Source organism: Agrobacterium vitis (assembly GCF_013426735.1).
GTDB classification, from domain to species: Bacteria; Pseudomonadota; Alphaproteobacteria; order Rhizobiales; family Rhizobiaceae; genus Allorhizobium; species Allorhizobium vitis_D.
This window is the reverse complement of record NZ_AP023272.1, coordinates 1,939,421-1,965,146: the sequence shown is the minus strand read 5'-3', so window position 1 is coordinate 1,965,146 and position 25,726 is coordinate 1,939,421. Positions and strand designations below refer to the sequence as shown.

General features: G+C 57.7%; 38 protein-coding genes and 1 tRNA gene. 16 read left to right on the top strand and 23 right to left on the bottom strand.

The annotated features are described in order from the left end of the window. Window positions 1-56: 56 nt before the first annotated feature. The 6 genes from H1Y61_RS09055 to H1Y61_RS09030 all read right to left on the bottom strand — a co-directional run bounded on the left by H1Y61_RS09055 (window position 57) and on the right by H1Y61_RS09030 (window position 6,223). Window positions 57-1,010 carry a hypothetical protein gene (locus H1Y61_RS09055; RefSeq protein ID WP_180572390.1) on the bottom strand — a complete coding sequence of 318 codons (954 nt, stop codon included), beginning with the start codon at window positions 1,008-1,010 and terminating at the stop codon, window positions 57-59. Beyond that, a complete protein-coding gene (locus H1Y61_RS09050) occupies window positions 1,007-1,390 on the bottom strand; it encodes a hypothetical protein (RefSeq protein WP_180572389.1) in 384 nt (127 codons plus the stop codon). The genes H1Y61_RS09055 and H1Y61_RS09050 overlap by 4 nt, the downstream gene beginning before the upstream one ends. Continuing rightward, entirely contained in the window at window positions 1,387-2,988 is a 1,602-nt protein-coding gene (locus tag H1Y61_RS09045) for a portal protein (protein ID WP_180572388.1), read from the bottom strand. Before H1Y61_RS09045 ends, H1Y61_RS09050 begins: the two co-directional genes overlap by 4 nt. Next, the gene (locus H1Y61_RS09040) at window positions 2,988-3,194 is read right to left on the bottom strand and encodes a hypothetical protein (protein ID WP_071201793.1); all 207 of its coding nucleotides are present in this window, start codon (window positions 3,192-3,194) and stop codon (window positions 2,988-2,990) included. The genes H1Y61_RS09045 and H1Y61_RS09040 overlap by 1 nt, the downstream gene beginning before the upstream one ends. A gap of 375 nt (window positions 3,195-3,569) precedes the next feature. After that, window positions 3,570-5,177, bottom strand: coding sequence for a hypothetical protein (locus H1Y61_RS09035; protein ID WP_180572387.1), 1,608 nt, complete (start codon window positions 5,175-5,177; stop codon window positions 3,570-3,572). Window positions 5,178-5,542: 365 nt separating this feature from the next. Beyond that, a complete protein-coding gene (locus H1Y61_RS09030) occupies window positions 5,543-6,223 on the bottom strand; it encodes a hypothetical protein (protein WP_180572386.1) in 681 nt (226 codons plus the stop codon). A gap of 680 nt (window positions 6,224-6,903) precedes the next feature. Between H1Y61_RS09030 and H1Y61_RS09025 the strand changes: the two genes are divergently transcribed. Continuing rightward, on the top strand, window positions 6,904-7,215 hold the full coding sequence (locus H1Y61_RS09025) for a helix-turn-helix transcriptional regulator (RefSeq protein WP_180572385.1): 312 nt from the start codon (window positions 6,904-6,906) through the stop codon (window positions 7,213-7,215). Between the two features lie 364 nt (window positions 7,216-7,579). Continuing rightward, window positions 7,580-7,819, top strand: coding sequence for a hypothetical protein (locus H1Y61_RS09020; RefSeq protein WP_180572384.1), 240 nt, complete (start codon window positions 7,580-7,582; stop codon window positions 7,817-7,819). A gap of 88 nt (window positions 7,820-7,907) precedes the next feature. On the opposite strand, the gene H1Y61_RS09015 is transcribed toward H1Y61_RS09020, so the two are convergent. The 11 genes from H1Y61_RS09015 to H1Y61_RS08965 form a co-directional block, all read right to left on the bottom strand. Continuing rightward, window positions 7,908-9,788 (bottom strand): hypothetical protein, encoded by a 1,881-nt coding sequence (locus tag H1Y61_RS09015; protein ID WP_156597287.1) that lies wholly within the window; start codon window positions 9,786-9,788, stop codon window positions 7,908-7,910. 70 nt (window positions 9,789-9,858) lie between these two features. Beyond that, window positions 9,859-10,575, bottom strand: a complete 717-nt coding sequence (locus H1Y61_RS09010; RefSeq protein WP_180572383.1) for a hypothetical protein — start codon at window positions 10,573-10,575, stop codon at window positions 9,859-9,861. An 18-nt stretch (window positions 10,576-10,593) separates the two neighbouring features. Then, on the bottom strand, window positions 10,594-10,887 hold the full coding sequence (locus H1Y61_RS09005; RefSeq protein ID WP_180572382.1) for a DUF2312 domain-containing protein: 294 nt from the start codon (window positions 10,885-10,887) through the stop codon (window positions 10,594-10,596). Continuing rightward, window positions 10,884-11,150 carry a DUF3850 domain-containing protein gene (locus H1Y61_RS09000; protein ID WP_180572381.1) on the bottom strand — a complete coding sequence of 89 codons (267 nt, stop codon included), beginning with the start codon at window positions 11,148-11,150 and terminating at the stop codon, window positions 10,884-10,886. The genes H1Y61_RS09005 and H1Y61_RS09000 overlap by 4 nt, the downstream gene beginning before the upstream one ends. After that, complete coding sequence (locus H1Y61_RS08995) at window positions 11,150-12,271, bottom strand: DUF7146 domain-containing protein (RefSeq protein ID WP_180572380.1); 1,122 nt, start codon at window positions 12,269-12,271, stop codon at window positions 11,150-11,152. The genes H1Y61_RS09000 and H1Y61_RS08995 overlap by 1 nt, the downstream gene beginning before the upstream one ends. Continuing rightward, a complete protein-coding gene (locus H1Y61_RS08990) occupies window positions 12,268-12,447 on the bottom strand; it encodes a hypothetical protein (RefSeq protein ID WP_180572379.1) in 180 nt (59 codons plus the stop codon). The genes H1Y61_RS08995 and H1Y61_RS08990 overlap by 4 nt, the downstream gene beginning before the upstream one ends. Then, window positions 12,447-12,989 (bottom strand): hypothetical protein, encoded by a 543-nt coding sequence (locus tag H1Y61_RS08985; protein WP_156597276.1) that lies wholly within the window; start codon window positions 12,987-12,989, stop codon window positions 12,447-12,449. The genes H1Y61_RS08990 and H1Y61_RS08985 overlap by 1 nt, the downstream gene beginning before the upstream one ends. 86 nt (window positions 12,990-13,075) lie before the next feature. After that, a complete protein-coding gene (locus H1Y61_RS08980; protein WP_180572378.1) occupies window positions 13,076-13,282 on the bottom strand; it encodes a hypothetical protein in 207 nt (68 codons plus the stop codon). Beyond that, window positions 13,282-13,551 (bottom strand): hypothetical protein, encoded by a 270-nt coding sequence (locus H1Y61_RS08975; RefSeq protein WP_180572377.1) that lies wholly within the window; start codon window positions 13,549-13,551, stop codon window positions 13,282-13,284. The genes H1Y61_RS08980 and H1Y61_RS08975 overlap by 1 nt, the downstream gene beginning before the upstream one ends. Further along, window positions 13,548-13,883, bottom strand: coding sequence for a hypothetical protein (locus H1Y61_RS08970; protein ID WP_180572376.1), 336 nt, complete (start codon window positions 13,881-13,883; stop codon window positions 13,548-13,550). Before H1Y61_RS08970 ends, H1Y61_RS08975 begins: the two co-directional genes overlap by 4 nt. Beyond that, the gene (locus H1Y61_RS08965) at window positions 13,880-14,095 is read right to left on the bottom strand and encodes a helix-turn-helix domain-containing protein (RefSeq protein WP_174089227.1); all 216 of its coding nucleotides are present in this window, start codon (window positions 14,093-14,095) and stop codon (window positions 13,880-13,882) included. Before H1Y61_RS08965 ends, H1Y61_RS08970 begins: the two co-directional genes overlap by 4 nt. Between H1Y61_RS08965 and H1Y61_RS08960 the strand changes: the two genes are divergently transcribed. The 13 genes from H1Y61_RS08960 to H1Y61_RS08905 all read left to right on the top strand — a co-directional run bounded on the left by H1Y61_RS08960 (window position 14,094) and on the right by H1Y61_RS08905 (window position 19,760). Then, entirely contained in the window at window positions 14,094-14,816 is a 723-nt protein-coding gene (locus H1Y61_RS08960; protein ID WP_180572375.1) for a hypothetical protein, read from the top strand. The genes H1Y61_RS08965 and H1Y61_RS08960 overlap by 2 nt on opposite strands. 393 nt (window positions 14,817-15,209) lie before the next feature. After that, entirely contained in the window at window positions 15,210-15,491 is a 282-nt protein-coding gene (locus H1Y61_RS08955; RefSeq protein WP_180572374.1) for a hypothetical protein, read from the top strand. Beyond that, window positions 15,488-15,691, top strand: a complete 204-nt coding sequence (locus H1Y61_RS08950) for a hypothetical protein (protein WP_180572373.1) — start codon at window positions 15,488-15,490, stop codon at window positions 15,689-15,691. Before H1Y61_RS08955 ends, H1Y61_RS08950 begins: the two co-directional genes overlap by 4 nt. Continuing rightward, complete coding sequence (locus H1Y61_RS08945; protein ID WP_180572372.1) at window positions 15,688-15,957, top strand: hypothetical protein; 270 nt, start codon at window positions 15,688-15,690, stop codon at window positions 15,955-15,957. The genes H1Y61_RS08950 and H1Y61_RS08945 overlap by 4 nt, the downstream gene beginning before the upstream one ends. After that, window positions 15,954-16,235 carry a hypothetical protein gene (locus H1Y61_RS08940; RefSeq protein WP_180572371.1) on the top strand — a complete coding sequence of 94 codons (282 nt, stop codon included), beginning with the start codon at window positions 15,954-15,956 and terminating at the stop codon, window positions 16,233-16,235. Before H1Y61_RS08945 ends, H1Y61_RS08940 begins: the two co-directional genes overlap by 4 nt. Beyond that, on the top strand, window positions 16,235-16,363 hold the full coding sequence (locus H1Y61_RS26945) for a hypothetical protein (RefSeq protein ID WP_267966849.1): 129 nt from the start codon (window positions 16,235-16,237) through the stop codon (window positions 16,361-16,363). The genes H1Y61_RS08940 and H1Y61_RS26945 overlap by 1 nt, the downstream gene beginning before the upstream one ends. A gap of 290 nt (window positions 16,364-16,653) precedes the next feature. After that, a complete protein-coding gene (locus H1Y61_RS08935; protein ID WP_180572370.1) occupies window positions 16,654-17,091 on the top strand; it encodes a hypothetical protein in 438 nt (145 codons plus the stop codon). Further along, a complete protein-coding gene (locus tag H1Y61_RS08930) occupies window positions 17,088-17,342 on the top strand; it encodes a hypothetical protein (RefSeq protein ID WP_180572369.1) in 255 nt (84 codons plus the stop codon). Before H1Y61_RS08935 ends, H1Y61_RS08930 begins: the two co-directional genes overlap by 4 nt. After that, window positions 17,339-17,506, top strand: a complete 168-nt coding sequence (locus tag H1Y61_RS08925; RefSeq protein WP_180572368.1) for a hypothetical protein — start codon at window positions 17,339-17,341, stop codon at window positions 17,504-17,506. The genes H1Y61_RS08930 and H1Y61_RS08925 overlap by 4 nt, the downstream gene beginning before the upstream one ends. Before the next feature lie 10 nt (window positions 17,507-17,516). Beyond that, window positions 17,517-18,023 carry a hypothetical protein gene (locus H1Y61_RS08920; RefSeq protein WP_180572367.1) on the top strand — a complete coding sequence of 169 codons (507 nt, stop codon included), beginning with the start codon at window positions 17,517-17,519 and terminating at the stop codon, window positions 18,021-18,023. A 2-nt stretch (window positions 18,024-18,025) separates the two neighbouring features. Then, complete coding sequence (locus tag H1Y61_RS08915; protein WP_180572366.1) at window positions 18,026-19,213, top strand: tyrosine-type recombinase/integrase; 1,188 nt, start codon at window positions 18,026-18,028, stop codon at window positions 19,211-19,213. Further along, the gene (locus tag H1Y61_RS08910; protein ID WP_180572365.1) at window positions 19,210-19,434 is read left to right on the top strand and encodes a hypothetical protein; all 225 of its coding nucleotides are present in this window, start codon (window positions 19,210-19,212) and stop codon (window positions 19,432-19,434) included. Before H1Y61_RS08915 ends, H1Y61_RS08910 begins: the two co-directional genes overlap by 4 nt. Next, window positions 19,431-19,760, top strand: a complete 330-nt coding sequence (locus H1Y61_RS08905; RefSeq protein WP_180572364.1) for a hypothetical protein — start codon at window positions 19,431-19,433, stop codon at window positions 19,758-19,760. The genes H1Y61_RS08910 and H1Y61_RS08905 overlap by 4 nt, the downstream gene beginning before the upstream one ends. A 12-nt stretch (window positions 19,761-19,772) precedes the next feature. Here H1Y61_RS08905 and H1Y61_RS08900 read toward each other — a convergent pair whose 3' ends face one another. The 6 genes from H1Y61_RS08900 to H1Y61_RS08875 form a co-directional block, all read right to left on the bottom strand. Then, a complete protein-coding gene (locus tag H1Y61_RS08900) occupies window positions 19,773-20,075 on the bottom strand; it encodes a DUF6804 family protein (RefSeq protein WP_180572363.1) in 303 nt (100 codons plus the stop codon). 16 nt (window positions 20,076-20,091) lie between these two features. Then, entirely contained in the window at window positions 20,092-20,370 is a 279-nt protein-coding gene (locus H1Y61_RS08895; protein WP_156597246.1) for a hypothetical protein, read from the bottom strand. Between the two features lie 171 nt (window positions 20,371-20,541). Continuing rightward, window positions 20,542-20,617, bottom strand: a tRNA-Lys gene (locus H1Y61_RS08890). A gap of 138 nt (window positions 20,618-20,755) precedes the next feature. After that, complete coding sequence (locus tag H1Y61_RS08885) at window positions 20,756-21,673, bottom strand: PhzF family phenazine biosynthesis protein (protein ID WP_180572362.1); 918 nt, start codon at window positions 21,671-21,673, stop codon at window positions 20,756-20,758. Between the two features lie 74 nt (window positions 21,674-21,747). Continuing rightward, window positions 21,748-22,503, bottom strand: coding sequence for an NUDIX hydrolase (locus H1Y61_RS08880; RefSeq protein WP_180572361.1), 756 nt, complete (start codon window positions 22,501-22,503; stop codon window positions 21,748-21,750). A 255-nt stretch (window positions 22,504-22,758) separates the two neighbouring features. After that, window positions 22,759-24,435: a methyl-accepting chemotaxis protein gene (locus H1Y61_RS08875; protein WP_180572360.1), complete on the bottom strand. Its 1,677-nt coding sequence runs from the start codon at window positions 24,433-24,435 to the stop codon at window positions 22,759-22,761. A gap of 179 nt (window positions 24,436-24,614) precedes the next feature. Here H1Y61_RS08875 and H1Y61_RS08870 point away from each other — a divergent pair, with 179 nt between their 5' ends. Next, entirely contained in the window at window positions 24,615-25,718 is a 1,104-nt protein-coding gene (locus H1Y61_RS08870; protein ID WP_180572359.1) for a MerR family transcriptional regulator, read from the top strand. The last annotated feature ends 8 nt before the right edge of the window (window positions 25,719-25,726 follow it).

Below are 25,726 nucleotides of genomic sequence, written 5' to 3'. Positions count from 1 at the left end.
TCGCTCCCGTCCGGTAGCAATTGCATGTTGCCACCGGGCGGGAACCGTTCAGTGCGTCAGCCGATCAGGCGCTGATAATCCGCTTGCAGCGCGTCATGGCTGGCCTTGTCGAATTTCGGGCTACCGGGCGTATTTTCCGGCAATGCCGAACGGCGTGACAGTTCCGCCCGCGCATCATTACCGCCGCCAGCACCCGGAAGACCCATAGCAGGCCCCTTGTGACCGCCAGACCCTTGCGCCCGCAGGAATTCGATGAATTCATGCCCGCGCGCGCTATCGCCCAGCATCGCCTTGGCGAAGTCACCCGCTTCCTTGGAAAGCCCGCCCTTTTCCTTGCCCATGGCCACCATCTGGTCGACATAGGCAAAATTTTCATTCATCCGCTTTTCACGCGCCACCGTCTGCTGCGCTTCCGGCAGGTGCTTGGCATACTCTGGCACCAGGGCAGCCTTTTCCGCCGCCGTGTCGATTGGCGGTTCCAGCAACCCCATTTCCGCCGAAACGGAAAGGAAGTCCTGCACCATCGCCTGATAGGCCGGGACCGACATCTTGTGTTCCAATGCCTTGGCACTCATCCGCTCAAACAGCGGATCACCCTTCAACGTCTCCAGATGCACCTTGATCGTCTCAGGCACTTCCCCGGAAAACTCGCTATACGCTTTCGGATCGTCCGGAATTTTCGCATCCGCATCCCGCGTGCGATAACCGTCGAGCGCCTTTTTCATGTTGTCGATTGTCTGCTGATCGTTGGCACCAAGCATATGATCAGGCAGGCCCTCGGGGCGATAGATCGAAGGAGCGGCGGCAGGTGACCCGTCCGCCGCCGCCCCTTCTGCTGCGCCGGGTGGCGATGGAGGCGCGCCCAGCGTTGCATCGGCAGCGTTCTGGGAGGAGGAAGAACCCGCCGAAGGTGTTGCGGCTGCACCGCCAGCCGGAGCGGAACCGCCCCCGGCACCAGCGCCCTCCGCGTCAAAGAAAATCTGTGGCATGCCACGCAAAAGATGCTTCATGATCCAGCTCCATTCTGGGATTGTTTACGGGTGGAATTGATCTGGCTTCCCTCGGCAATCGCCTTCAGGATCACCTCGGCAAATCCGTTGATGCCTTGGCGCGTGGCCCCCATCAGGGCGCTTTGCTCAATGGTCGCGCCGGTAATGCGCAGGGGCTGGCGGATGGAAATATCCATCATCCATTCGAACATCTTTCGGCCATGCACGGTCTGGGACAGCCCCCACATGAATTCCGCCAGTTCGGCTTCCGGCTTCAATTCATCCGAGGGGCTGGCGACGTTGAACAGGCTTTCCAGCCCCTCCCAGCCGTTTCCAGCCACGCCTTGTTCCAGCAAATCGAGCGGCTGCGCCTCACGGCCCGCGATAAATGGTCCCGTCATGCCGCCGCCCTCATATCTTGCGCCGCCGCATCACCAACCACTTTCGGAACTTGCTTGGCGGCTTCCTGCGCAAACATTGCAGCCATTTGCTGTTGCCGTTCGTTTTCGATTTCAGCCATGATCTGCTGTTTCTGGTCTTCATCGGGGATCAAATCCTTGTCGATCTGCAATCCTTCACCGATCCGCTCCATGATTTTGTCCATGTTCTCATAGAGCCGAGCCCGTTCCGGCCCGACGAAATTCGCCACGAGATCATGGTAATTGGCGATAGCATTCAGCCGGTCAGCATTCAGGGCCGCCTTCATGGGCGAGCGCACCGAGATCGCAATCAGCAGATCGTCCACATTGGCAACCATCGGCAGAATGCCGAACCCGGAGAGGATTTCCGCCACGCGCGGCACGATCACAGGCATGATCTCATTCACCAGCCGCCCGAAGGCACCGATATGGATGTTTGCCCCCTGCTGCATCCGCCCGGTCATTTCCGAGGCAGAACGCGGCGTGCCCTGATATTCCGGCAGGCGGTTGTCAAACGTGGCCTGCTTGATCTGGCTTTGCAGATCGCCAACCAGCACATTCGCCACATTCATGTTGCCGGGCGTATCCAGCCGCGACACATCCGGTCCCATCATGCCGCCGGTCGATTGCATCGCCCAGAATTCACCAGGCCCCATGCGCACATTGTTGGGATTGAACGTTCCACCCGAACGATAAGCCCAGATACCCAGCATCGAAATCGCCGCTGTTTTCAGCGCCAGTTCCTGCACTTTGTTCAGGGTTTTGATGGTCGGCAGCGCCGTTAAGATCACGCCCCGTCCATAGGCTTCGCCCGGCACACGATAATAGCGTGGCACGGCAATCGGCTGGGTCCGATAGCGTTCATGCCGGATCGGCACGGCGCTCTTGTCGACATAGGCGACGAAATGCCAGCCGCCCCCGGGCAGGCTATCAGCATAGAAATCCTGATAGAGCGTCGTCTCATCGGAAGCCTGGGATTTCGCCTTTTCCTTCACATCGTCAGGGAAATCCCCATCCGGGAACGCGCCCACCAGCTGCTCGTATTCGATCTGCTGTTTCCAGCTCACGTAGTTCACCCGGCCAAAGGCATCGACACCAATCGCCAGCTGATCGAACGGAATGGCGCAGAACATCACCGGCTTGTCGGGCGTTCCCTTCACCGGCAAAATGGCACCGGTTCCCACCGAGAGATCGACGCACATTTCATGGACCGCCGTATCCCAGTCACCCGCCAGAAAAAACGGATGGATCAGGGTCGAGGTCTCGTAAAGGATGCGGTCAAGCTGCTTACGATCCGGCGCGGAAAGCTTCATGGCCGCCAGTGGCCCGGTTTCGAGCACAAAGGCAGGCTGACCCGCCGGGAACAAGCTGCGCTGTAGGTTGCCAGCAAAGTACATGGCCGACATCGGCGCGGTCATATCGAACAATTTATCAGCGTATTTCAGCTTCCCAGCGCCACCAGGGCGGCGCATCGGCACGGCAAAATCATAGGCTTCCTGATAAATCGACGTCCAGGGCGCCCGCTGGCCCCAGATCTTATCCTTGCGCCGGATAACGGATTTCAGATCAAAGGCCGCCATCAGGACAGAACCGCCGTGGTTCCGGTCGAGCCGCCATCTTCGAACAGCCTGCGGCCACGCGGCGTGCGCCGGGTCGCTAGGATCTTGCTGTCACTGGTGTTCAACGATTGCAATTGCCGGTCGTTCGCCACCTGCTGGAGCTGCTGGCTCTTCTTCGCCGTATCGTCCTGCTTGCCCCCGAACAGACCCTTCACCGCGTTTGTCATGCTTCCCGCTCCACTTCCACAGCGTCCCGCCAGCGGGCGTAAAGCCCGCAAGGCGCGCCATGCGCGAACCGGTCTTGTTGCCGTCCATCACATGGCAGATGATCACGGCCCCAGTGTCGGCCAGCCGGGCGAGCGTTAAGTGGGCGAAGCGGCAGAGTTCCAGCATCCTCTCGCGTGCGCGTGCACGTAAGGCCAGCGCGAATTCCCAAGTGCCGTCCCCACGGCTCACGAGGAAGGCCATCGCCAGCAACCCGTCATCATCGAAAATCGAAATGCTATCGCCGTTCTGATGCTGCCAAAGAAACACCTTCCGCGTCACAGACCACGGCCCCGCCATATCAAGGCAATCCGTCAGCAGCGCCGGACTTTCGAACCTCAGACATCCCATACCGAGAAATCCCGTTTCGGGCCGGAGGAGCGCCGGTTTTCCCGTTGCGCCCGCGCCTCTTCCATGGTCATGACATTGCCAGCCCGACCTAGCCGCGCCGCATCGGCCATGACACCCGGCAAGCCCCGATGGCCGAGGCAGACGTATTGAAACGCATCGTGGATGTGGGAATATTTGTTTTTCACCACGGCCAGCTTGTCGGTTCCGCCCGCCGTCGCCTGTTTCGTCAGCTTGTAGTGGGCCGCAAACCCACCGATCAGCACCTTGCAGCGCGGGTCGATCAGCATGCGCGGCGTCTGACCGTCGATCATGCCGGAGAGATACCAGCGCACCGCCTCTTGCCGGATCGCCGGTTCGTTAGTTTCCGTCGGCAGGATATGCATCGACAGGGCTTTGCCCACCGTCTGCATCCACGCCAGTTCGCCATTTTGCGTGTCCGCCCCGTAGAACGCCGCCGGATCGCCCCACGCTTCGCGAAAGCCGAAGCCGGGAAACTGATCCATCAGCAGATCGTAAAACATTTGGGAGTAGCGGGCAGGACCGGTTCCAGGCTCGGTGCAGAGTTCAGCCAGCACAAGCATCTGGCCGTTGGGCAGGAATTGCGTGATGATACCGGCAGGCGATCCGCCCGCGTCCTTTCCGGTGGACAGAGGCACACCTTGGCGGGGTGTAAGCGGTTGATCGGCCACGTGAATGCGTTGGTTGAACTCCGGGTAAACCGGCTTTCCATCCTGCACATAGCCCGGCAATCCATGCACCATGCGCCGCACGATATGATCCGGCTGGGTGGCCGCTTCCATTTCGTAGGAAGAGCGCGGCTTACCGACCCGGTTTTCAGCATCCGCATCCAGTCCGCCGGGCTGGTGAAACATCCGGTAGGCTGGGTTTTTCTTGTCGGCATGTTCGCCATAACCACACTCGACAAGGATAGGATGATCCACATCCGGCGGGTTCATATCGCCCCAGAACACCCGAGGCAGGACCACTTCACCGTCATCGACCGTCAGGCCCATCAACTGCATGGCCTTTCGGCCATCCTTGGATACCCGGTCAAGTTCGGCTGGAGAAATCTCCTGGACCGGCGGATAGCGTCCGGTACGCTGGAACAACAGACCAGGCACACGCGCATCCAGCAAATCGCACTCGTTACCGGATGCCGCTGACAGCTCGTAACCCTTGATATACTGTTCCACATTGTGGTCACCGATCGCGCCGGTTTCCAGCTGGAAATCCACCTTGATCTTGTCTTTACCGCGCTCCGCAATCCACTGCATCCGGTGGCGAATGGGGCGGTCCTGCCCGCCCTCATAGGAGATCGTCCACGGATGATCAGCGGGAAACATTTCATGCCAGGAGGCCAGATAGGTACGGGCGAAATCGCGATAGGTGTCGCGCACCACGGCCAACTTGAACCGCACCCAACCATCCCGACACACCGGCATGTAACTGGCAGCCAGCATCGGTCCCTTGATGACGGAACACACGGTTTTTCCCGAACCCGCCGGACCCATGATGATATCGATTGGCCCGCGAGACTGGATAAAGGCAGCACCAACCGGCCCCGGAGGCCTGTATCTCTGAAAATCTAAACCCATACCCGTAGCCCTCCATAAGCCACAAGAACCCGTGCGCCCGCGCCCGCTCTGTCGAAATAGAGATTAGGTCGGCTCCAAATGGGTTCACTGGCAAAGGCCGGGGCGACCCGGTGTGTGTGAGCCGAGAGGCCCGGGGTGGGGTGGCGCGCGCGGATTTTTGAAGCGCCGCCGCCCGCGCCTGCACGCGCACGCGAGGGGGTGCCCGCTAGGCGCGACCACGCAGCGGCCGCACGGCGGGGAAAAGCCCGCCGGTCGAAACTGCCCTAATGATTTATGATTATTGCGATATCGAATGATATCAGTGACTTAACAACCGTGCGACATGACAACGCCAATGTCGCACGGCTAACGCCTTGAATTCATTATCACGGCTTTTCGAATTTGGTCAGGTCGAGGATATCGCTCTTATCCGCCTTCGGCGCTTCCATGTCACCGATCACCATGATCCCCATGACCGACTTCTTGTCAACATTCAGCTTCGTCGGGGCCTTGCTCTCGAAATAGGGCAACAGCTCGATATTGGCTTTGCCGATGATTGCATAGGCTTGGCTCAACAGGGATCGCGCCTCGTCCAGGCTCAAGCGCGTATCGCGCACCAACTCACGCAGCCATTCGGTTGCGTCCCATCCGTCCGGCACATCCGGCAACAGCCCAAGCTCTAGCGCCAGTGCTGCTGGCTCCGCATTCGCCATCGCCGCAAGGTTGAGGCCGGGATGCCTGTAGCCCATGCGCTGCAACACATCGGCAAATTCACGACTGGACTTGTTCTGGCTACCGGGCGGCCTCCCTCTCCCGCGTCTGGCGATATCAATTTGTTTCGCCACATGGCGCACCGGCCCGGAGAACAGCGCCATCTGCTCGTCCATCTCATCAAGCATCAACGATGGTTGCTCGGCCTCGTCTTCCTGCCCGGTCAGCCGCGCCGCGAGATCGCCCATCGCATCGGCAACCGCCGCCTTGACCGCACCAACCTTGGCCGCCGCAGGATTTTCGCCCGGCGTGTGTGCCCCAAAAAGCCCCGAATTCTCGCCTTTTCCGTCATCCATCACTATCACCCGATTTGTTTATTCGGTTGGTGGCCTGTTACCGCAATGTTACCGCGTTGTTACCGAGATCATTAATGAATTCAATTCAGTAACAGAAGTAACAGGGTAACATAACAAATCTTCATACGCATACGCGCGCGCGTATGGGGATACATTTCCTTGTTACCGTGTTACCGACCACTAACCGCATGATTTCCTTGATGTTCTCGGTAACATTTGGCTGTTACCGTGTTGTTACCGGCTTGTTACCGGCCCTCTCCCGTCCCCGGAAGGAAGCGGATTGCTCCGCCATATCGCACCGTGCCACGCCCTTGGCTGCGTTAGTTGCCTGCGCCCTTCTTATCGCCAACGCTATGCGCCACGCGGGCAGAGCGTGGGCGATGAAGCGCAAGGATTGATCCGCGATGGCGCAGGATGGGGAGACCGGCCACGGCATTGATGATTTCATGTCGCCTGTCGCCGGTCTCGAAACGCCAAGGCGGCGCAGGCTCCGCTTTTTATCGCCTTGGGGCGGGGGTGTATGTTAAGTGCGGCGGCAATTTTTGGGGTATTCGTGGCGCAATCACGATAGGGCGTGGGCTGGCGGAATGCAATTTGCGCTCGCTAGCGGTGGCCCTCTGAATGGCCTTATATCCTCACCAATGAGTGAGCCTTACAAGATCAGGGAATGGCGGCGCGCAATGCGCATGAAGCAGGTTGATCTGGCCGCCAGGGCGGGCAAGTCGCCACAGGCCATATCGGCTATCGAGAACGGCGGCCGCGCGCGCCTGGCAACCATGCAGGCAATAGCAGCGGCGCTAGGCATAACTCTGGAAGAGCTGTCAAAGCGCCCTCCTCGCAATCCCAAAATGCCGCCGGATGTCATTGAAGACGTGGCGCGCACGGGCCGTATCATGGTTGCGATTGCTCGGATTGCGGCGAATGACTGTCAAGAAATTCCGCCACTGATCGCGGCTTTTGAAAAAATCGGTGGCCGTTCTCGCACTCGTTAAAGCGTCGGCACTCATAGCAGCCTGTCAGCAACTCGGCCGCCCGCAGCTCATTGCTGGATAGCTTGTCCAGAACCGTCGAAACTCTCTTGCGGGTAATCATGCTCACTCCATCCACTTAATCTAATATTAGATCAGATGAATGTATTAATGATGAGCATTCACGGTAAAAAAATTTCAAGTTTGTTAAGCCTTAGACAAGCATTCACCCCCAGAAATTGCGGGGAAAATGGCCGCTGAAACTTTAAGTTAGAAAATCCTGCAAAAGAACCACCCAATCAAACGCTTTGACAGCTAATGCAATGGTTGCTTTACTACTTTCGAGAGCGCTTGACTTTGTTTTTATTGCGTAAATTGGGGGCCAATCATGACAGAACAACCTTTGCACCAACTAGAAGGGGCGTTGATAGACTTGCGGGCAATGATCACGCTTTGCCTGCGCCTGCATGAAACAGCCCTGCCCGCCGATCTTCCGACACTAGCGCATGATCTGATCACTCTGTTCTATATCATGCTGGAGAAGATCGAGGCGGCCGAGAGCGGCACAAACCAACTGTATCGCGCTGACTACAGCCGTTCCGCAACGCCGGTTACATGCCCTGCATAGAGCGATCACTCCTTACCCATTCAAAAACAAAACCCGCCGGATCGCTCCAGCGGGTTCCTGTAGCCGTCCAGCCCGAGGGCGGGGGAAATCATTCCAGCACGTCAGCACCGCCGACAATGGCCGTCTCGTAGGCGTCGAAATCCACCACGATGCAGCGTTTCGGTTCGCGGCTGATCTTTACCAGCGGCGTGGTCTTGGTGACGATATAGTCAGGCGCTTGCTTTAGCGCCTGGTTCCATCCGCCGCTCTGGTAATCCGTCCCCTCAAAGATCCGCGCCACACGGGTGTCATTGACAGGCACGGCAAGGCCATAGCCTGCAAAGAGCTTGCCGGGTTGTGTCAACCCCACACCGGCATTGCCCAGCGCCTGGCGCGCATCATCGAGCGTCATCAGCTCACCACCGGCCTTAACCGACATGATGATATCGTGGATGGACTGCTTTTCCCCGCGCTTCCAAACCTCGGGCATATGCTCCAGCACGCGGGAAACCACGTCCTGCCACTTTTCCGTTTGTTCGGATCGCTCGATGGCCGTCGCCTGTTTCAGCAGGTCGATGGCGTGTTCTGGATCGTCGGCCGGAAAGCCAATATCGATCATGCCTTGCTCACCCACCAGCAGTTCGGCCGTCGCCAGCAGCGTGCCGTATGTATCGATCTGGCGGGCATCGAAACCAGCTTCATGCAACAGACGACGCCAGCGTGGCAGCACATGCATGTCAAAATCATGCCAGCCGTCCATGATCTGGCGCAGCAGCATCCGCCCGGCCACATCGGAGACGACAGGTTCGCCTTTGCCGTCATTCTCAAGCGTCTTGAGCTGCAATATTGCCATGCGGCTCTTGTCCTGCACGGCAAGCGGCGGATGCATGATGGCCGAGAACATGAAGGCCGAGCGAAGCTCGAATTCAACCCCCTCATGGTTGGCGCCACCGCGATAGAGCTTTGCACCGGAATAGGCCTGACGCGCCAGTTCGATAATCGCTTGCTCTTTAAACCCGCTGGCCTTGGCCTCGAATTCGTCGATCGCTACAGGGCGGCTGTCCTGGCCGAGGTTTTGATAGATACCGGCTGCCGTGGTATTGGCCGTGGCATAGAGCGTCTGGCCGAATATGGCCTTGATGATATCGTGCAGGGTGGATTTACCCGTGCCGCGCCCGCCGGTGATAAAAATGATCGGTCGGGTTTTCAGCGCCGCGCCCATCAGCGACGAGCCAATCCAGCCCAACAGAAACAGCGGATCGAGGCTTGGTCGATGCCAGTTCCATGTTCCAAAATCCTGCAACAGTTGATGCGCCGGGCTATCGCGCCAGCTGATCGGGCTTTTCCATGGCTGCAAAATATCGCTGTCCTGACGATAATACATCCCGCCATACTCGCCAGTCGGCGCACGCTGCAAATTCCAGTCGGTGGCCTTGCCGTCCTTTTGCTTGGTTTGCACTGTCCAGATATGCCGCCCGGAATGCCAGATAAATTGATCCAGATCCTTCCAGCCGCCGCGACCGCGCACATTATCCTGCGGATCGAAAATCCCGCGACGGCCCGCCTCGGTGATAATCGCCTCCCACGCCTTGTCTCGTTCCACGCGCTTGACCTTGGGCGGCAATGCCTCGCCGGTTGCCGGGTCTGTTTCCGGCTTGCCAAAGGCAGGCCATGCCCAGTGCAGATAATTGATATAGGGGCTGAAAAGCTTCAACAGCGTCGGATAATCAAACCGGCTGATTTCGTGCAGGCCACCGGTGGCACCTACGCAATAGACCACCTCACCTTTCATGCCCAGCACTGTCACCGGACAATTCGGCGGCATGGCATCATGCGGCGCGCCGGGCCACTGGCCGGGACGAATGCCCTCACGAGCAAGGTTTTTGTCAGGGTCGATAACATCCCGGCTTTCCCCCACCTCTTCCAAGGCATCGAGAAAATGCGCCCGCGCACCGGCAATACCGCCCTGCATTTTTGGTTTTTTGGTCATCTGCCCCGCCGCGCACCGTCATGAGATAAAAAACGGCGCGCCGGATCTCCAGCGCGCCGGGCATGGATCGTCAGTATGTCGGCGTGAAAAAATCGTCCGCCGGTTCGAAAATCGTATCTTCAATCGGGGTCGGCGCGGGCGTTTGCCGCTCTTCCTGCGCCTTGGCCTGCGCTTCCCGCTCGGCGGCAATGAAGGCGTCCAGATCAAGCAAGGTCTGGATATAGGCCGTGAGCGCGATCCGTTCGGGCGTGGAAATCTCGGCACTGTCGCGCAGCTTGCGGATTTTCAGATGCTGGGCCAGCACATCGGCAGTGGCGCGGCGGCCGATCTTACGCACGAAACCCGCCATTTCCCGCGCCATTGAGGTACTGGCGGGATGCGGGCCGCATGTCAGCTCAGCCCCGGCAAGCTTTGCGGCAACCGCCTCGCCGACAGCAATCAGCGCCTGATAGGCCCCCGCTGCGGCAATCATCGGCATGGCCTCCGGTTCCAGCGCCGCGAATTCGCTGTAGCTCATCTGCGCCGCAAGGTCGTCTGGATCGATAGCGCCAGCGCATCCCCCAATGTCGGTGATCGAGCTTCCATCGTTTTTTGCAGCGGCTGCGGTTCCACTATCTTTATTTCGCTCCTTGCCAGTGCTTTCCGAAATGCTCTCCAAGCCTCCGTCTTCCCCATCCGCCTCGGGGTTAGAAATAGTGTTCCCTTGTTCGGGTGTTCCATTGCCATCATCCTTTCCAATCGCCCCCGCCAATGCGGCCAGCTCTTCCGGTGTCTTTTCCTTCGCCATGGTCTTTCTCCTGTGAAATCAGTCTTCCGAAGGGTTCTCGCCATGGCCGAGCGCGGCCATGTAAGTGTCAAAAATCAAATCCTCTTCCATAAGGGCTTGTGGATCTTTGGCCCGCGCGGCCACCACGCGCTTAAGAACTTTCTTGTCGAAGCCCATGGATGCGGCCTCGCCATAAACATCTCTCTTGTCGTCGTTGATGGCCTTGTTTTCTTCGTTGAGCCGTTCGATCCGCTCGACGAAGGCGCGCAACTGGTCGCGGGCAATGCCATGAGCAACGTCCTGCGCGAAACTGTTGTGGCCAGGCCCGGTCACGGCTTGTCACCCCTTGAGGCAACAGCTGCGAGACCAAGCACGCAATATTGCGGCTCTAAACCAAATTGCCCGCCTTGGAACACGTAGGTAATTTCACGGCTCAGGAATGGGGCGCGATCAGCCGTAGATGGCTCACCAGTCCGTGTCAGCGTGATAATGTCACCAGCCTGAAATCCACGGTCGTTCAATCTAACTTCGAAGTTTTTGCGCCCGTCTTGAATGGCATCGTAATAAGAGCCATCGCATTTGAGGTAGTGATACATCACTCTTCACCTTTCATCAAATCGTTGAAATCCTTGCCGATATGGCTTTTCTTCGCCACGACGGGTTTGCCAAAGCCTTCCAGCTTAGCCATCACGTCGGCAAATTGCTTTTGCGCCTGGGGCTTGGCCCAGTCATTGTCCTGGCACACCAGCGCCCATTCGATGCAGGGCAGCTTCAACGGCGCACCGGCCAGCATGGAGAGGCTTCCGGCGGCGGCAACGCGGGCCATGTCGCCATTGGCGCGGGCTTGGGAAAGGGCATCTTCGATCCCCTCGCCAAAGATCGCCGGATGCGGCTCGCGGGCCTGCCAGACCGGCAGGTTTTCCGGGCCATGGCTTACCCAGATCATCGCGCCAGCGCATTCAAACCGCATCATCTTGGCGTTTTCGTCCTTACTCACCGTCAGCTTTTCCGGCCGCACCGGATCGAGAAAGGTGTAATGCACGCCCGTCACCTGTCCGGTTGGCGTGCGCATGGCCGAAAGAATGCAGGGAAAGCGCGGCCCGGCCTGCACCTTCACCGAGCGGCCATTCTCATTGCGATAGGTCGCCCGCGACCAGAATTCGAGGCTCGGATGAAACCGGAAGGTATCGGCGGCCAGATTGGGAATGTCGTCGAGCGGAATTTTCCGGCCCGCGAAATAGGCCAGCGCATGGGCTTCCGCCGCCGTGCCGCTGCCATAGGCATCGCCGCTCATGAACACATCATTGGCCCATTTGATCCGCTGGAGACGCTTGTCCTCCGAGATCCGCGCCGCATCCGCCATGGCCTTTTGCGTATCGCGGGCAAAGCGGTCACGCTCTTCCCGGCTCATCTGCCGCAGCCCGAGGAAATCGCGCGCCCAGTCCATCGCCCCACGAAAATCCGTGGCGTTCAGATAGGCAATCATGCCGATCACATCGCCCCGTTCGCCGCTGCGATAATCCACCCACGCGCCAACATCCCGCGTCAACGCCACCTTGAATTCCCGGCTCTGGGAATAGTCGCCCGTGATCGGATTATGCGCCACCCAAAGCCGACCCAGCCGCTTACCATCCGGCAACAGCGTCTCACAAATGCCGATAATCCGGGCTTTCAGCCCTTCCTTGATTTGCTCGGTTTCCTTGGCGCGGGGGTTCATGGCTTTTTGTCCCAATATCTTCTCAGCATGCGGTAGAAAATCAGGGGACCAACCGTCGCCACAAAGAGAAGCATCACCAATCCAGGCCAAAAACCGAAAGTAGAAATCTTGATGATCTGACAGAGCGATCCGGTCAGAAACGCGATGAAGTAGAGCCGAAAAGGAGCATCCAGCATCACAAAAACACCTCCTCAACCGCGCCGATCATCGTCTGCACCTGCGCATCGCCGCGCAGATCCTCCATGTCTTTCAGCATGCCGCAGACGGCGGCGCGGGACAGACCGGCAGCCCGGGCCAGATCGGCCTGCTTGATGCCCAGCTGCACATTGGCGATGTAGATAGCCACGCGCCGCAGATGCGCGGCCCGCATCCATTCCGCATCCGCCGTGGCCCGCTTGGCCGGATCGGCAGCCAGCACCGGGCCGGGTGGCACACCGGCAATGGTGCAGACCAACCACAGCAGCAGCCGGTATTGCGCCGTCAAAGGATCATGCCGAGCATGGGATTTTCCAACCACTGCCGCCAGGGCGCGGCCAGTGGCGGCCCTGTCATGCGCGCCTTTAGCCTTCTGCAAATCGACAATCGCCGCGCTCAACCGCACATGGGCCTTTTCAGTCAATGAGCATTTTCCAGCGCGCACACGGTAGAGATAACGCGGGCACATTGCAGCATGCCTCAACACGACACTTTCCTTGACGCCAAGACGTTGAATACGCATGGAAATATCTCGAATACAGTCATCAGGCATCCGCATTTCAAACCTCGAAAGCGAGAGCCGTACGCAATACAAATCGGCGGGGAATTTTAGTGTGAGGTCGGCTCGACCGTCTGCAACGGGGCATTGCGAATAGCATCCGCAATGCCCTGGAATATCCGGGCGGCATTCTCATTGCCGCCGAGATGCTCAATAACGGCGGCCATGGCGCCTACAACGCGACAGGCGCTTTTGAACGGATCTTCGTCTTGGGAAACAAGGACCTGAATGGCGATGACATCTTCGGTCGCAATCATCACGCCACCTGCCTTTCTGCTTCGCGCGCCCGGCGCTGCTGTTCTCGAAATGCTGCCAGCCGTTCCAGCGTCAACGCTTCCGTTCCCGGTACGATTTCAATCGCAACCCGGTTATCGGCACGGCCATAATGAGAGAAATCCGCACCCGCCCAGCCCTGCCGCAACACTTCGCGGGTCAGATCATCGAGCAAGCTTTGGTGAAACACCCGGTTTTCCGCGATATCCAGCGGAGCCTTGCCGCCATAGGCGACGAGATAAGCGCCGGTCATTCGCCAACTCCTGCATCACTCAAATGCGCAGGCTTTTTCGTCAGCATATGCCGGAACTGGTCAAGGCGACGTTCGTCGAGCGGCTTGAAACTTTTGGCATCAAACATCCACTCAACCCCACTTGGTTGGAAACGTCGGCCTGGTATGCCGTAAGAGGCCAACTCCGTGAAAGTCAGAGAAAACATTTCGCCAGTAAGCCCCTCACCGATCTCCGCACTGCGGATCGTATAGACTTTGCCCTTTTGGGGAACGCGGGTGTAGAACCGCTTTAGGCGATCCAGATCATCCACACACACCACGCGCCGCCCCGGCTGGTAATCTGCCCAGTTCATCGCCCTTCCTCCTGCATGGAATTCAGTTCCCGTCGCCGTTCATCCACCAGCGCATCGAGCGCGGTAGACAGGCAGGACAGGGTTTCCTCGCGCATATGGCCGCGTCCGCTTTTGCGGCGGGCATAGGTTGTCTGATGCACCCCGGCGCGCTGGCAAAGATCGCCCTGCGGAATGCCGGCACGTTTACGACGTTCTTCGATCTGCTCGAACATGCTGCAAATCACCTTGTTCATCTCACTGCTTAGTGTAATAAGCAAAATTGCTTATTCTGCAAGGTGTATTTTAGTGACAGCGTTAGCACTTGCACAGATTAGTTTTGCGCGCATGGCCCATGATCAGCGCGAAACAAAAGATTGGCTTAAGGCGATTGCCAGGCATATGAACCTGTCATTGAGCCAGCTTGCCCTCAATTCCGGCATGGCCGCGTCCACGTTGACGCGGTTCATCAATGACACCACCAACACGGTGGGCATCACTCAGGCCAGCCTTGAGAAGATCTCCCATTATTCCGGCTTCCGGCCCAATCAAATGCCGGGACACCTGCGTGGCATGGCCGAACCGGACGCGCTTCCGCTTATTCACGACACCGATCAAAAGCCAACTTGGATCATGTCCGCCGTCGAAGCCGCCAAGGCGGGCCGCAACGGCGTGGAAGCATGGTCTATGAAGGGTGCGGCACTGGATGCACTCGGCATTTTTCCAGGCGACGTTCTCCTGGTGGACCAGAACAAGCGCGCAAAAACTGGGGATATCGTTCTTGCCCAGCTGATAGACCACTCTCTAGGCACCGCCGATACGGTGGTGCGCCTCTATCAGGCCCCCTTCATCACCACGCACAGCATGCGGCTTGGCCCGCAAAGGCCCGAGCAGGTCGACGATGATCGCGTTTCGATTGTCGGCGTTGTCGTCGGCAGCCTGCGAAATACGCACTAGCCCAAAAGCGACGTGCCGCACTGAATTTTTGCACGTGCGGAAATCCAACCGCCGCTCCCTAAACTTATCCACAGGTTTGATGACATTTTGCACGTGATGTTTTGCCGTCGCGGCAAATCTTTTTGCACGTGTAAAATTCAGGCTCCGTTCCAAGCCGCTGAAAACTTATCCACAGAACGAATGACATTTTGCACGTGTGAACACTTAGGCGTTCGCTGAATTTCTGCACGTGCAAAAAGCGGTCAGGCTGCACATATTGCAGCAGCCACGAGGCACGCCCTCAAAACATGCGCTGATACGAAATCAGCATCATTGCAAATATTGCTTGCCATAATAAGCAATTTCGCTTACCTCTAAGCACCGTAAGCATTTTAGCAAACGGGAGCTTTGCAAATGATCCCCCTGCATCAGCAGACAATAGACGCGGCAGAGATCGCCGCCGCTTTGGGGTACACGTCGAGTTATTTTCTGCGTCTCGTCACCACCCTTACAGACCGCCACGGCATGCCCCAGCGCCTGCCCGGTCGCAAACGCTGGTCGCGCCCCGCTATCGAGCAATGGCTGAAAAGCTACGGCGCTGCCACCACCGCCACACCGGCACAGACCACGCTGCCACCCACCATCGCCGCCCAGCGCCTGGCGCTGCATGAGGCTTACGCGGGGGCACGGGCATGACCGGCTGCCGCTGCGGTTCCGTATCGATCGACCAAGACCGATACAAGCGTTTGTCTTGCGTACAGAAAATGTCCTTCTGGATGGAAGCCCACGCCTGCGGCACCTGCGGCGGCATTCCGGTCGGGCAGGAAGCAACACTGCCAGCCGTGGTTACAGCCAGCGCCTATGAGCGCTGCATGGGCCGGGAGGTGCGGCCATGATCGCCATGCCTCTGGCCGACAATCCGGCCATCAACAATCCACGCAAGGCGCTGACAAGCTATCAGCAGGACGCGCTTTGCACCATCAACTTCTACAAGATCGTCCGTTTCAAGTCTGGCTATTGGCTGGCAGGCAAGAAGTCTTTCAAACACAGCTCCATCATGGCGCTGGTGGGCTTCAACCTGCTTCAGATCAGCGGCAACAGCCTTACCCTCACCGTTGCGGGGAAACTGGTGATCGACAAACTCACAGGCGAAAACCAATGACCCAGCGCAAGCAGCCGATCCGCGAGATCATCATGGAACTGGACAATCTGTCCGCCCGCCAGAAATACCTGTCCGACCAGTTGATTGCCGCCCTGTCCTTGGCTGGCCCTCTGGATGAGGAAGATCAGGCAACCCTCAAATCCAGCGCGCATGACGCCCGCGCCGAAAGCGTCAATTTCGTCGTCACCGCCGCAATGATCCGCGGCGAACAGGAAACCGGCAGCAACACGCGCCAGCTCTTCCGCAATCGTCGCGCCTCGCTTCGCATGGTGCAGTGATGGATTGGCTGTCCTTTTCCCTTGGCATGACGCTCGGCATCATCGCCTGCGTGTTTGCCGCGATCATCGTCGGCCTCATCCTGGCCTTCTGGGTTCACAAGATCGACGAGAACGACACGATCTATTGACCGGGTTGGTGGACCTCAACCGAGGGTAACTCGGCTCCTAAACTGGGGTGACAGCCGGAGAGACGGCACAAGTTTCGGCCACGCGACCTCCCGCGCGCGGTCGTGAAAGCAGCGGGCCGGTTCATCCCCATCGATCATCCACGATCTGGGGATTGGTGGCGGACCACCGGCCCGCTGCATCCCTTCACCATACCCCCAGGCGCTGTCCGTTTGCCCGGCCAGCGCACCACCTGCCCGGCGGCGATCTGTATCGTGTACGCCGCCGGGCTTTTTTTGTCCGGAGATAGGAAATGACCGAGACATTTTTGCCCTGCCCGTTTTGCGGCAGCACCGAACTGGAAACCTTCACCAACCTCATAGAATGCACGAAGTGCCATGCAATGGGGCCGGATGCCGAAGGCGCAGAAGACCAAGGCTCAACTGAAAACGCCGAGATAGCATGGAACCGACGCGCCTTCATCGCTGTGGAATGCGGCGGCGAGGCTCCGCCGGTTTGTGTTCCGAACGCAACGCCAGTTCCGCCTTCTACCCTCAAACTGGAACCGGGCAGGCTCTACGAGAGCCACAATTTCGGCTTTGTCGAATATATTGGCCTTGATCGATTTTACGGCGAGGTCACGCACGAGTTCCGCATTAAAGGCGCATCCGGATTTAATTCAGACCGGAGATACGCAAAGCCGGAAAAGCTATTCGATTTTTTGAAGCCGTTGGCCGGTAGCGCGCAATGACCCGCTGTGATTTCCGCACCCACCGAGAATGCGCCTGCCAGCCCGACCAATGCCAGCAACAGCGCGCCTATGACATCGGCACCCATATGAAGCCCGTGCCGCTCTACATGCCGTCCCTACGCGACGGCCTGGCGCTGGCCGCCATGGGCCTCACCCTCTTCCTCGGTGGCGCGCTGCTGCTGGAAACCAACCTGAAACGGCAAAGCCTGATCGAACAGGAAAGCCGGGCAATCGTGAGGGCCACGAAATGATCACAGCCATATCGATCATTCTCTATTTTATAGCTGCCTTTTTCGCAGCCGTCATGGGGGATCTGCTTTCGGACCTGAAAAAGAAAAAGGAAGAGGCCCGGGTTTTTGCGGTCCTATCCCTGATCTTCTTCACCCTTGCAGCCTGCCTGCAAATATTCGGTTGAGGGCCGCGAAATGACGACCATCATCAAAGCCGAACTCGAACTCACCAGAACGGGCCGCTTCGTGGCCAACATTCTCGAACCCAAAATCTGGAACACAGGCCACGAGATCCGCGAAGACAGCGGCCTGTTTACGGTACAGAGCATCATCAATGGCAAGCTGCTTTGCCATAATGCCACGCGCGAGCAGGCCGAAAGAGGCATCGCCATGGAGTGGCTGGCCTTCGCCGCCCTCCATAAGCCGGAGACCAGCCGCGAACTGGATGCAAGATGGGATAGCTTCCCCACATTCGGCCAAAAGGCAGCAACAAACCGGCTGCGCAGTTACTTGGCCGACCAGGCCTTGCGCCCCATCCTGAAACCCGGCGACCGCCTCCGCGCCAACAAGGCCGAATGTGGCGCGAAGGAAGCAAGCTTCATCTTCTCCCATTGGGAGCACGGCTGGATCGTCTCGACCGGTGGCAGCAGCATCGCGCCCGGATCGGTCTACAGCATCAACCACGAAATCTTTCGGATCTAGTCATGGCAAAACCATCCACCCCGAAAATCCGCTATGTCGCTTGGCGCAATGGCCGTCCGCGTTTCAATCCATCGGAGACGTTGCGGGCGCGCGGCCATGCCGGGCAGGATCTGAAAGACGAGGCAGGCAACTGGCTAAAGGAGGCCGAGTGCCGCGCCTGGTCGCAGAGCTTCGCGCGCCAGCTGGAGGAAGAAGCCCGCCAGAACCGCCGCAAAAAGCCGGGCCGTCCGCGCGCCGCCACAGAAGCCGCTCCAGCGCGGCGCGGTCTCACGCTGGAAAACCTACTGGAAAACTGGCTGAACACCGCCAGAAACCCCGACATGGCCGACCGCCAGCCCAATACCATCAGGGACTACCGCCAGAAGATCGGCGTCATCGAAAAGCGCGCGCAAGATATCTGGTATTCGGCAGCCGAGGCATTGAGCAAACAGATCTGCCTTGGCCTCTATGACAAGCTGCGCACAGAATGCGGGCTGCACACCGCCCATGCCGTGCTGCGTGTGCTGGGCATCGCCCTGCAATGGGGCATGGATCGCGGCCACCTACCTTCCATGCTGATCAATCCGGCCCATAAGCTGAAAATGAAAACGCCGCCGCCGCGTATCCGCTTTGCCACTATCAAGGAAATCGACCATCTGGTGAAGGTAGCCGACGCTGGCGGCCGCCCGGAAATGGGCGACATGGTGATTTTCGCGGTCTGGTCGGGCCAGCGGCAGAATGACCGGCTGGCCTTCATCCACACCGGCCACGAAAACGGCCGCATCAAGCTGCGCCAGGGCAAGACCGGCGCGCTGGTCTCCATTCCCAAGGCCGAGACCTTCCGCGTGCGGATCGACGCCGCCATGCAGCGCCGCAAGGAAGCGGGCGTGATCTCGCCCAATGTCATTCTGGACGAAAGACGTTGGCAACCATTCAAGGCGGACTACTACCGCCACTGCTTCGAAGACCTGCGCAGCGAAGCCGCCAAGACCATGCCCAGCCTGAAAACGCTCCGCGATCAGGATCTGCGCGACACCGCCGTGACATGGCTTGCCATGGCTGGCTGCACCATCCCGGAAATCTGCGCCATCACCGGCCACAGCTTCCAGACCGCCAACGAGGTGATGAAACACTATCTGGCCCTGAATGAAGAACTGGCCGACAGCGCCATGGCGAAAATGGTTCGCTGGCATGAGGGAGAGAGCAAGTGAAATTGCCGAGATACTTCGCCCGGTCCGCCAGCGATAAAGCCGAGAATTGGCCTTTCTGGTTTGTTGCCGATCGGCAGTGCGGCGGCGTCAACGTCACAGGGGAAATTGCCGAGGAAATGACTGGGATTAGCAGCAATGGCGCCGTGTTCGCCTCCAGAGCGCACGCCGAAATGCTCGCGACATGGGCAAACAATCCTCAGAACGAGAAGGAAACCAAATGAAAAACGGCATCACCGCGACCGAAATCAACATCCGCAAGCGCCGCGCCAACGAGATCACAGCTCTCTTCATGCGTGAGTTGCTGGTCTTCATTGCACCCAAAATACAGAGCGAGGCGTATTACACCATCAATAATATTCTAGAAGCAATGGGAGCCGAGCTTATCACCGACGAATGCCGCCGGCAGATCGGCCTACCACCAAGAGATCAAAATGGCTGGACGGCAGACGAACTGATCGCGCTTGAACACAGCCGCCTTATGGCGCTCATAAAACCACTCCAGATCAATATCCCGAAACCGGGCGATAGCGGCAAAGACCCCGAATGAGCAACCAACACATCATTGCCGAGCAAGCTTGACCGTCACGTACCCCATAAACACGCCTGCCGCTACATTGAGAACCGACCATATCTCCCTGGTCAGATGCAGCGGCAGCAACGGATTGAATATAAAGGCCACCACGAAAAGGCCGATAGAGATATTCCTATCCCGCTCGAGCAGCTGAATGCCCGCGTACAGCGCCGCCGCACACACCACCAGGCGAAGCAGAGAATAAAACCCGTAGGACCACGGAGCCAACGCCGCGAACAGCAGTAGCGCAGCGATACCGGTCCCAAATTTTGCATAATCTCGTGGCGTCATGATTGCCCCCAATCCTTTACCGCCTGACATAGCCCTTCTGCGCAAGGCAGGCGTCAAACACCAAATTCACATTCAAGGAATGTATGGCGCGGTCCCGCTCGGTGGACGTGAGCGCGGCTTTCGACGCTTCCCCATCACATATCACCCGCGCCTGCTGAAACTCCGCCAGAAGCTGCGGATTGGCATCCACCCGCTGGCCATCGCTCACACGATGGAAAAGGCCCTTGGGCGCGGTAACGCACCCCGCCAGACCAACAATCACCATACCCAAGACAAACGTTCGAACGCCCAGCATTATACCCCCACAGCGCAATCCAAGATCGCGCTATCCTACAGTTCTTGCTAAAGCAGGCAATGGGAGAAAATGGGTGAAAAAACCCGTGCGACCGTACGACAAAGCGACCAAGTCGCACGGTCGCATAACCGGCGCAAATTGGTCGCAAAAATCTGCTAACTTATTGATTTTTGGTGGGTGATGTAGGGTTCGAACCTACGACCCGCTGATTAAGAGTCAGCTGCTCTACCAACTGAGCTAATCACCCGCCCGCAGCGCTTGGTTTGTGCTTCATCGCTGCCGTGAGCGGGGATATAAAGGGGTTGCCTCGCCTTGTCCAGCGCCGTTTCGAAAAAAATGACATGAAACGGAAAAAAAAATCAAAACCCGAAAAAACCAAGGAAAATCAAATATCGAGCATGCCGGAAGCAATGCGGATGGCGGTGCCGCCGATGCGGGCACGGAAAACTTTGCCTTCCTTGGTATCGATATGCAGATGGATGAAGGAGGGGCGCCCCATCTCCACGCCCTGCTCGATCAGCAGCGGATGGTGGCCGTCTGGCAGCGCGTCGAAATGCTGGATAGCGCCGGAAAGCGCCGCCACCGCTGAACCTGTGGCCGGGTCCTCGGCTATGCCCATATCGGGGGAAAACATCCGGGCGTGAAAGTCCGCCGCGTGGTGAACACCACCACGGCAATAGACATAAGCCGAGGTCAGCGCGCCGTCACAGAAAGGAGCGGCCCGCTCCCAGAGTTGCGGATCGAACTCGATGCTTTCGACATCTCCCAGACTGCTGACCGGAATGAGCAGGAAAGGCACGCCAGCCGACCAGATCGACGGCAGATGGTTTTCGAAAAGCAATTGGTTCGGCTTCAGGCCAAGTGCATCTGCGATTCCCTGACGGTCGAGCGGCAGTTGAATTTGGGTGGAGGTTTTCGGCAGATCGAATTCGGCAAAGCTCGCCTCACCCGGCCTCAGGCTGACGGCACAGCGCACCGGACCAATCTTTTCATCGATCACCGACACCAGATCGAGCGGCCCCTCACGATCCTGATGAGCCTTTTCAGCCAGGCCGATCGCCGTGCCAACCGTGGGATGACCGGCAAAGGGAAGCTCGCGCCCGGGGGTGAAAATCCGGATACGCGCCACATGCGCGACATTGACGGACGGAAAGACAAAAACAGTTTCCGAGAGATTGAATTCCCGCGCTATCGCCTGCAACGCATCGTCATCGAGATCCTCGCAATCGAACACGATTGCCAAAGGGTTGCCGCACAGCTTTTTGTCGGTGAAGACGTCGTAAATGCAATAGTGTCGAGCCAAACAAGCCTCCAGTCGCCGTTACAATGCCAGCAAACTGCACGAGCAGCGCCAGCCATGCAAGGCGAACCAGCCACTTAGCCGGGAAAAATCCAATCCAGCAGGGGATACATGTCTGGCGTGTAATCATGCGCATTGCGATCCGCCGAGCGAATGGCTACGGCGCGGGCAATTTCCTGTTCTTCATCGACAGCCATATGAGCGGCGATTCGCTCGAAAATCGCCTCAGTGGGCAAGGCCAGACGAAACACCCGAAACAGCGTGACCCGGCGGCCTCGACGATAGCCCCGCAATTGCGGATCGATCACCGCATCATCCACCGACAGTCCGGTTTCTTCCTGCACTTCGCGGCGCATATTGGCATCGACATCGACCATAGCATCGATGATATCCGAAGCATCGAGCGAGCCCGCCGGACAATAGACCCGGCCTGCATTGGCGGTGTGAGCGGCCATTTCCACCGCGATCAAGGCACCATCGGCCGAAATCAGTACAGGAAAACCAAACAGGTGATAGCCGCTCTGTGGCTCAGCCTGACGACGCCAAAACAAAAAGGTCGAATAAGGGATAAGGTGTCCCGCGCCAGTCACCGCTCCCTGCCCGATCTGCAATTCGTCAAACAACACCATGGCGCCATCGAAAAGAGCCGGATTGGCCGCCGACTCGGCCTGCCAATTTCGGTGAATGGCATCGCGATGCGCACTATGAAACGGATGATCTCCAGGCTTGACCCGCAATTCCAGCCGGTTCACATCGAATATTTCTCCATCCGCAGGCCAGGACACATGATCGTCAGCGGCTTGCGGCAGAATGGCTTTTGCGTGAGACAGCATGGATGAAACTTTCTTTTCCAGTCTCTGGCAATTCACGGACCTCACAGATCTGAAAAGACACCAGATCATTCTTTATTCGCTGCGATCGAGTGACTTTGTAAAGGCATCGCAGCGCAAAAAGATGACGGTCTCGTCACGTCCTCACGTTTTGCCCATGTTTCATACCGCCCCATACATCCATGGATAGCAAAAAACAAAACGCCGCGCGCTTGGAGCGCACGGCGCCTTACTAAACACAATAGACGGATTGTGGGGTCAGGCGGCGCGAGAATAGGATGACGAAGAGCCAGACGGAGAGGTCTTGAACTGAGCAACCATCTGGAACAAATCATCGGCATCCTTGGAAAGCGAGAATGCCGCCGCCGTCGTTTCCTCAACCATCGCTGCATTCTTTTGCGTGGACTGGTCGATGGCATTGACGGAACTGTTGATTTCCCGCAGCGCGGTGGTCTGTTCCTTGGTGCCGTGAACAATTGCCGTGACATTTGTATCGATGGCACGGATCTGATTGAGGATATTCTCCAGAGCCGAGCCGGTCTGGGCAACAAGGTCCACGCCATGGTCAACTTGCTTGCCGGACGTGCTGATCAACTGCCGGATTTCCTTGGCGGATGAAGCCGAGCGCTGAGCCAGCTCGCGGACCTCCTGGGCGACGACCGCAAAACCCTTGCCTGCTTCACCGGCGCGGGCCGCTTCGACACCGGCATTCAGCGCCAGAAGATTGGTCTGGAAGGCGATTTCATCGATAACGCCCAGAATGCTCGAAATGCGCCCGGACGACTGCTCGATCTCGTTCATGGCAACCACGGCATCCCTGACGATAACACTGGATTGCTCCGTATGCAGCCGGGTCTGCTCCATCAATCGGCCAACCTCCTCGGCACGCTTGGCGGAGTCGGCAACCGTCGTCGTGACTTCTTCCAGAGACGCCGCCGATTCCTCCACAGAGGCGGCCTGTGCTTCGGTACGGCGCGACAGGTCGTTGGCGGCCTCCTTGATTTCATTGGTGCTCGATGCGATGGACCGCGCGCTGAGGGCAACGCCATCCATTGTCTTGCGCAAATGGCTGAGGGCTTCGTTGAAATCGACGCGCAGTTTTTCCATGGTTGGCACGAACATGTTGTTCAGCGTACCGGTCAGATCGCCGCCCGCCAGCGCCTTCAGTGCGGCACCCAGATGGGAAATAGCATCCATCCTGCTCGACACATCGGTTGCAAACTTCACTACCTTGTAAACTTTCCCCCGTGTGTCGAAGACCGGATTGTAGGAGGCCTGTATCCAGACATCGTGGCCATCCTTGGCGATGCGCCGGAACTCATTGGCCAAGGTCCGTCCAGCCGCAAGATCGCGCCAGAAAGATGTGTAGTCTGTGGAAGACGTATAGGCCTTGTCACAAAACAGACTGTGATGGCGCCCGACAAGTTCCGTCAGACTATAGCCCATCGCCTTGCAGAAGTTTTCATTGGCGGTGATGATCTTGCCATCAGGGGTAAACTCGATGACCGCCATCGAGGTCGAAATCGCCTTCAGCTTGGCATCATCCTCCATCGCCTGCAATTTTACTGCGGTGATATCCGTGGCATATTTGACCACCTTATAGGGCCTATCACCCTTCATTATCGGATTGTATGAGGCTTCGATCCACACATCTCGACCGTCCTTGGCAACACGACGATATTGGGCGCGCTGGAATTTACCCTGCCGCAAGCCTTCCCAAAAATTCCGGTAATCGCTGGTCTCAACCTCGCTGGCATCGACGAACATGCGGTGGTGCTTGCCTTTGATTTCAGCCAGACTGTAGCCGAGCGCCCGGCAGAAATTGTCATTGGCGTCCAAAATGGTGCCATCCAAGCTGAATTCTATGACGGCCTGCGACTTGCGAAGAGCCGAAACTTCCGATCTGGCATCAGCACCCAGTCCAAAAATAGTCATGCCTGAATCCTTCGACCTTTGATCTGCAAGCGCGTCGTACTGCGACTTTGATGACATCAGTGTCACACAGAAATATATACAATCAACCTCTAAATTAGAAGCAATCTCTAAAAATTGTATATTATGCAAACCAAGTAAATATCGGGTTATTCTGGACACTTAAATACCCCTAATTTTTAATGGTAAAATCACTAAGTGATTTTAAAAAAACAGAAAAAATCACCGCACAGAAGAAAAACGGTCCGTCCGGCACAGGGCATTCAGCCCCTCTGCCATCGACAAAATTGTCGTCTCCGCGCTGGGGAGGGAGCTCCGCCGATTATCCAAACATAGACAGAAAGTCGATTTGCACTATCATCGGCCATTTCGTATATTATTTGAAGCTACAATATAAAATAAGGCGACGGGCTATGAAGGAGACTTATTCGCTTCGTGAAGTCGTGAACGAGACCGGCCTGACGAAGCTGGTCCTGCATGCCTGGGAGCGTCGTTATGCAGCAATCGTACCCAAACGCACCGAGACTGGTCGCCGCATCTACCGGCATGAGGATCTTATCCGGTTGCAACTGCTGAAGGCCTGCGTCGATAATGGGCAAAGGATCGGCTCCATTATCCATTTATCGAACGAAGAGCTGAAACGATCCGTGATGAACCAGGAGCGTTTGGACGACCTGGAGCCTGTTTTTAAGGCCGTGGAAACCCTTGATGGAGAGACATTGGACCGGCTGCTGAGCACCCGCTTCATTGCGCTGGGGCCTATTGATTTTTCAAAATACGTCGTCCTGCCATTCATGGCGGAGATCGGCCGGCGCTGGGCGGAAGGCCACCTGTCCATCGCGTCAGAACATCTCGCCTCGTCTTCGGTCAGGGTGCTGTTGAACGGCGCGTTCAAACTCCTGGCATCGCCGCGCGGTTCACACAGAATAGTCTTCACCACGCTTGAAGGCGAATTGCATGATATTGGCGGGCTAGTGGCGGCGCTGATCGCCCGCAGCCATGGCATCCACATCACGTATCTCGGCGCCCAGCTTCCGGCCAAGGACTTCGCTGCAATGGCAAGGCAATCCGGCTCGACGGTCGTATGCATCAGCGGCACATTCAAGCGTATCCGCAATTTTGCGCTAGAGATCAATGAGATCCGACAGGCGTTACCGGCAGATGTCCCGCTCTGGCTGGGTGGTCCGGCCTTTATGGATCTGCCCCCGATCAAGGGGGTATCCTATTTTCAACACATGGAACGGTTCGAAGAGGCCGTTATAGAAATTGCAACGCGTTCCTCTTAGTTATAAAA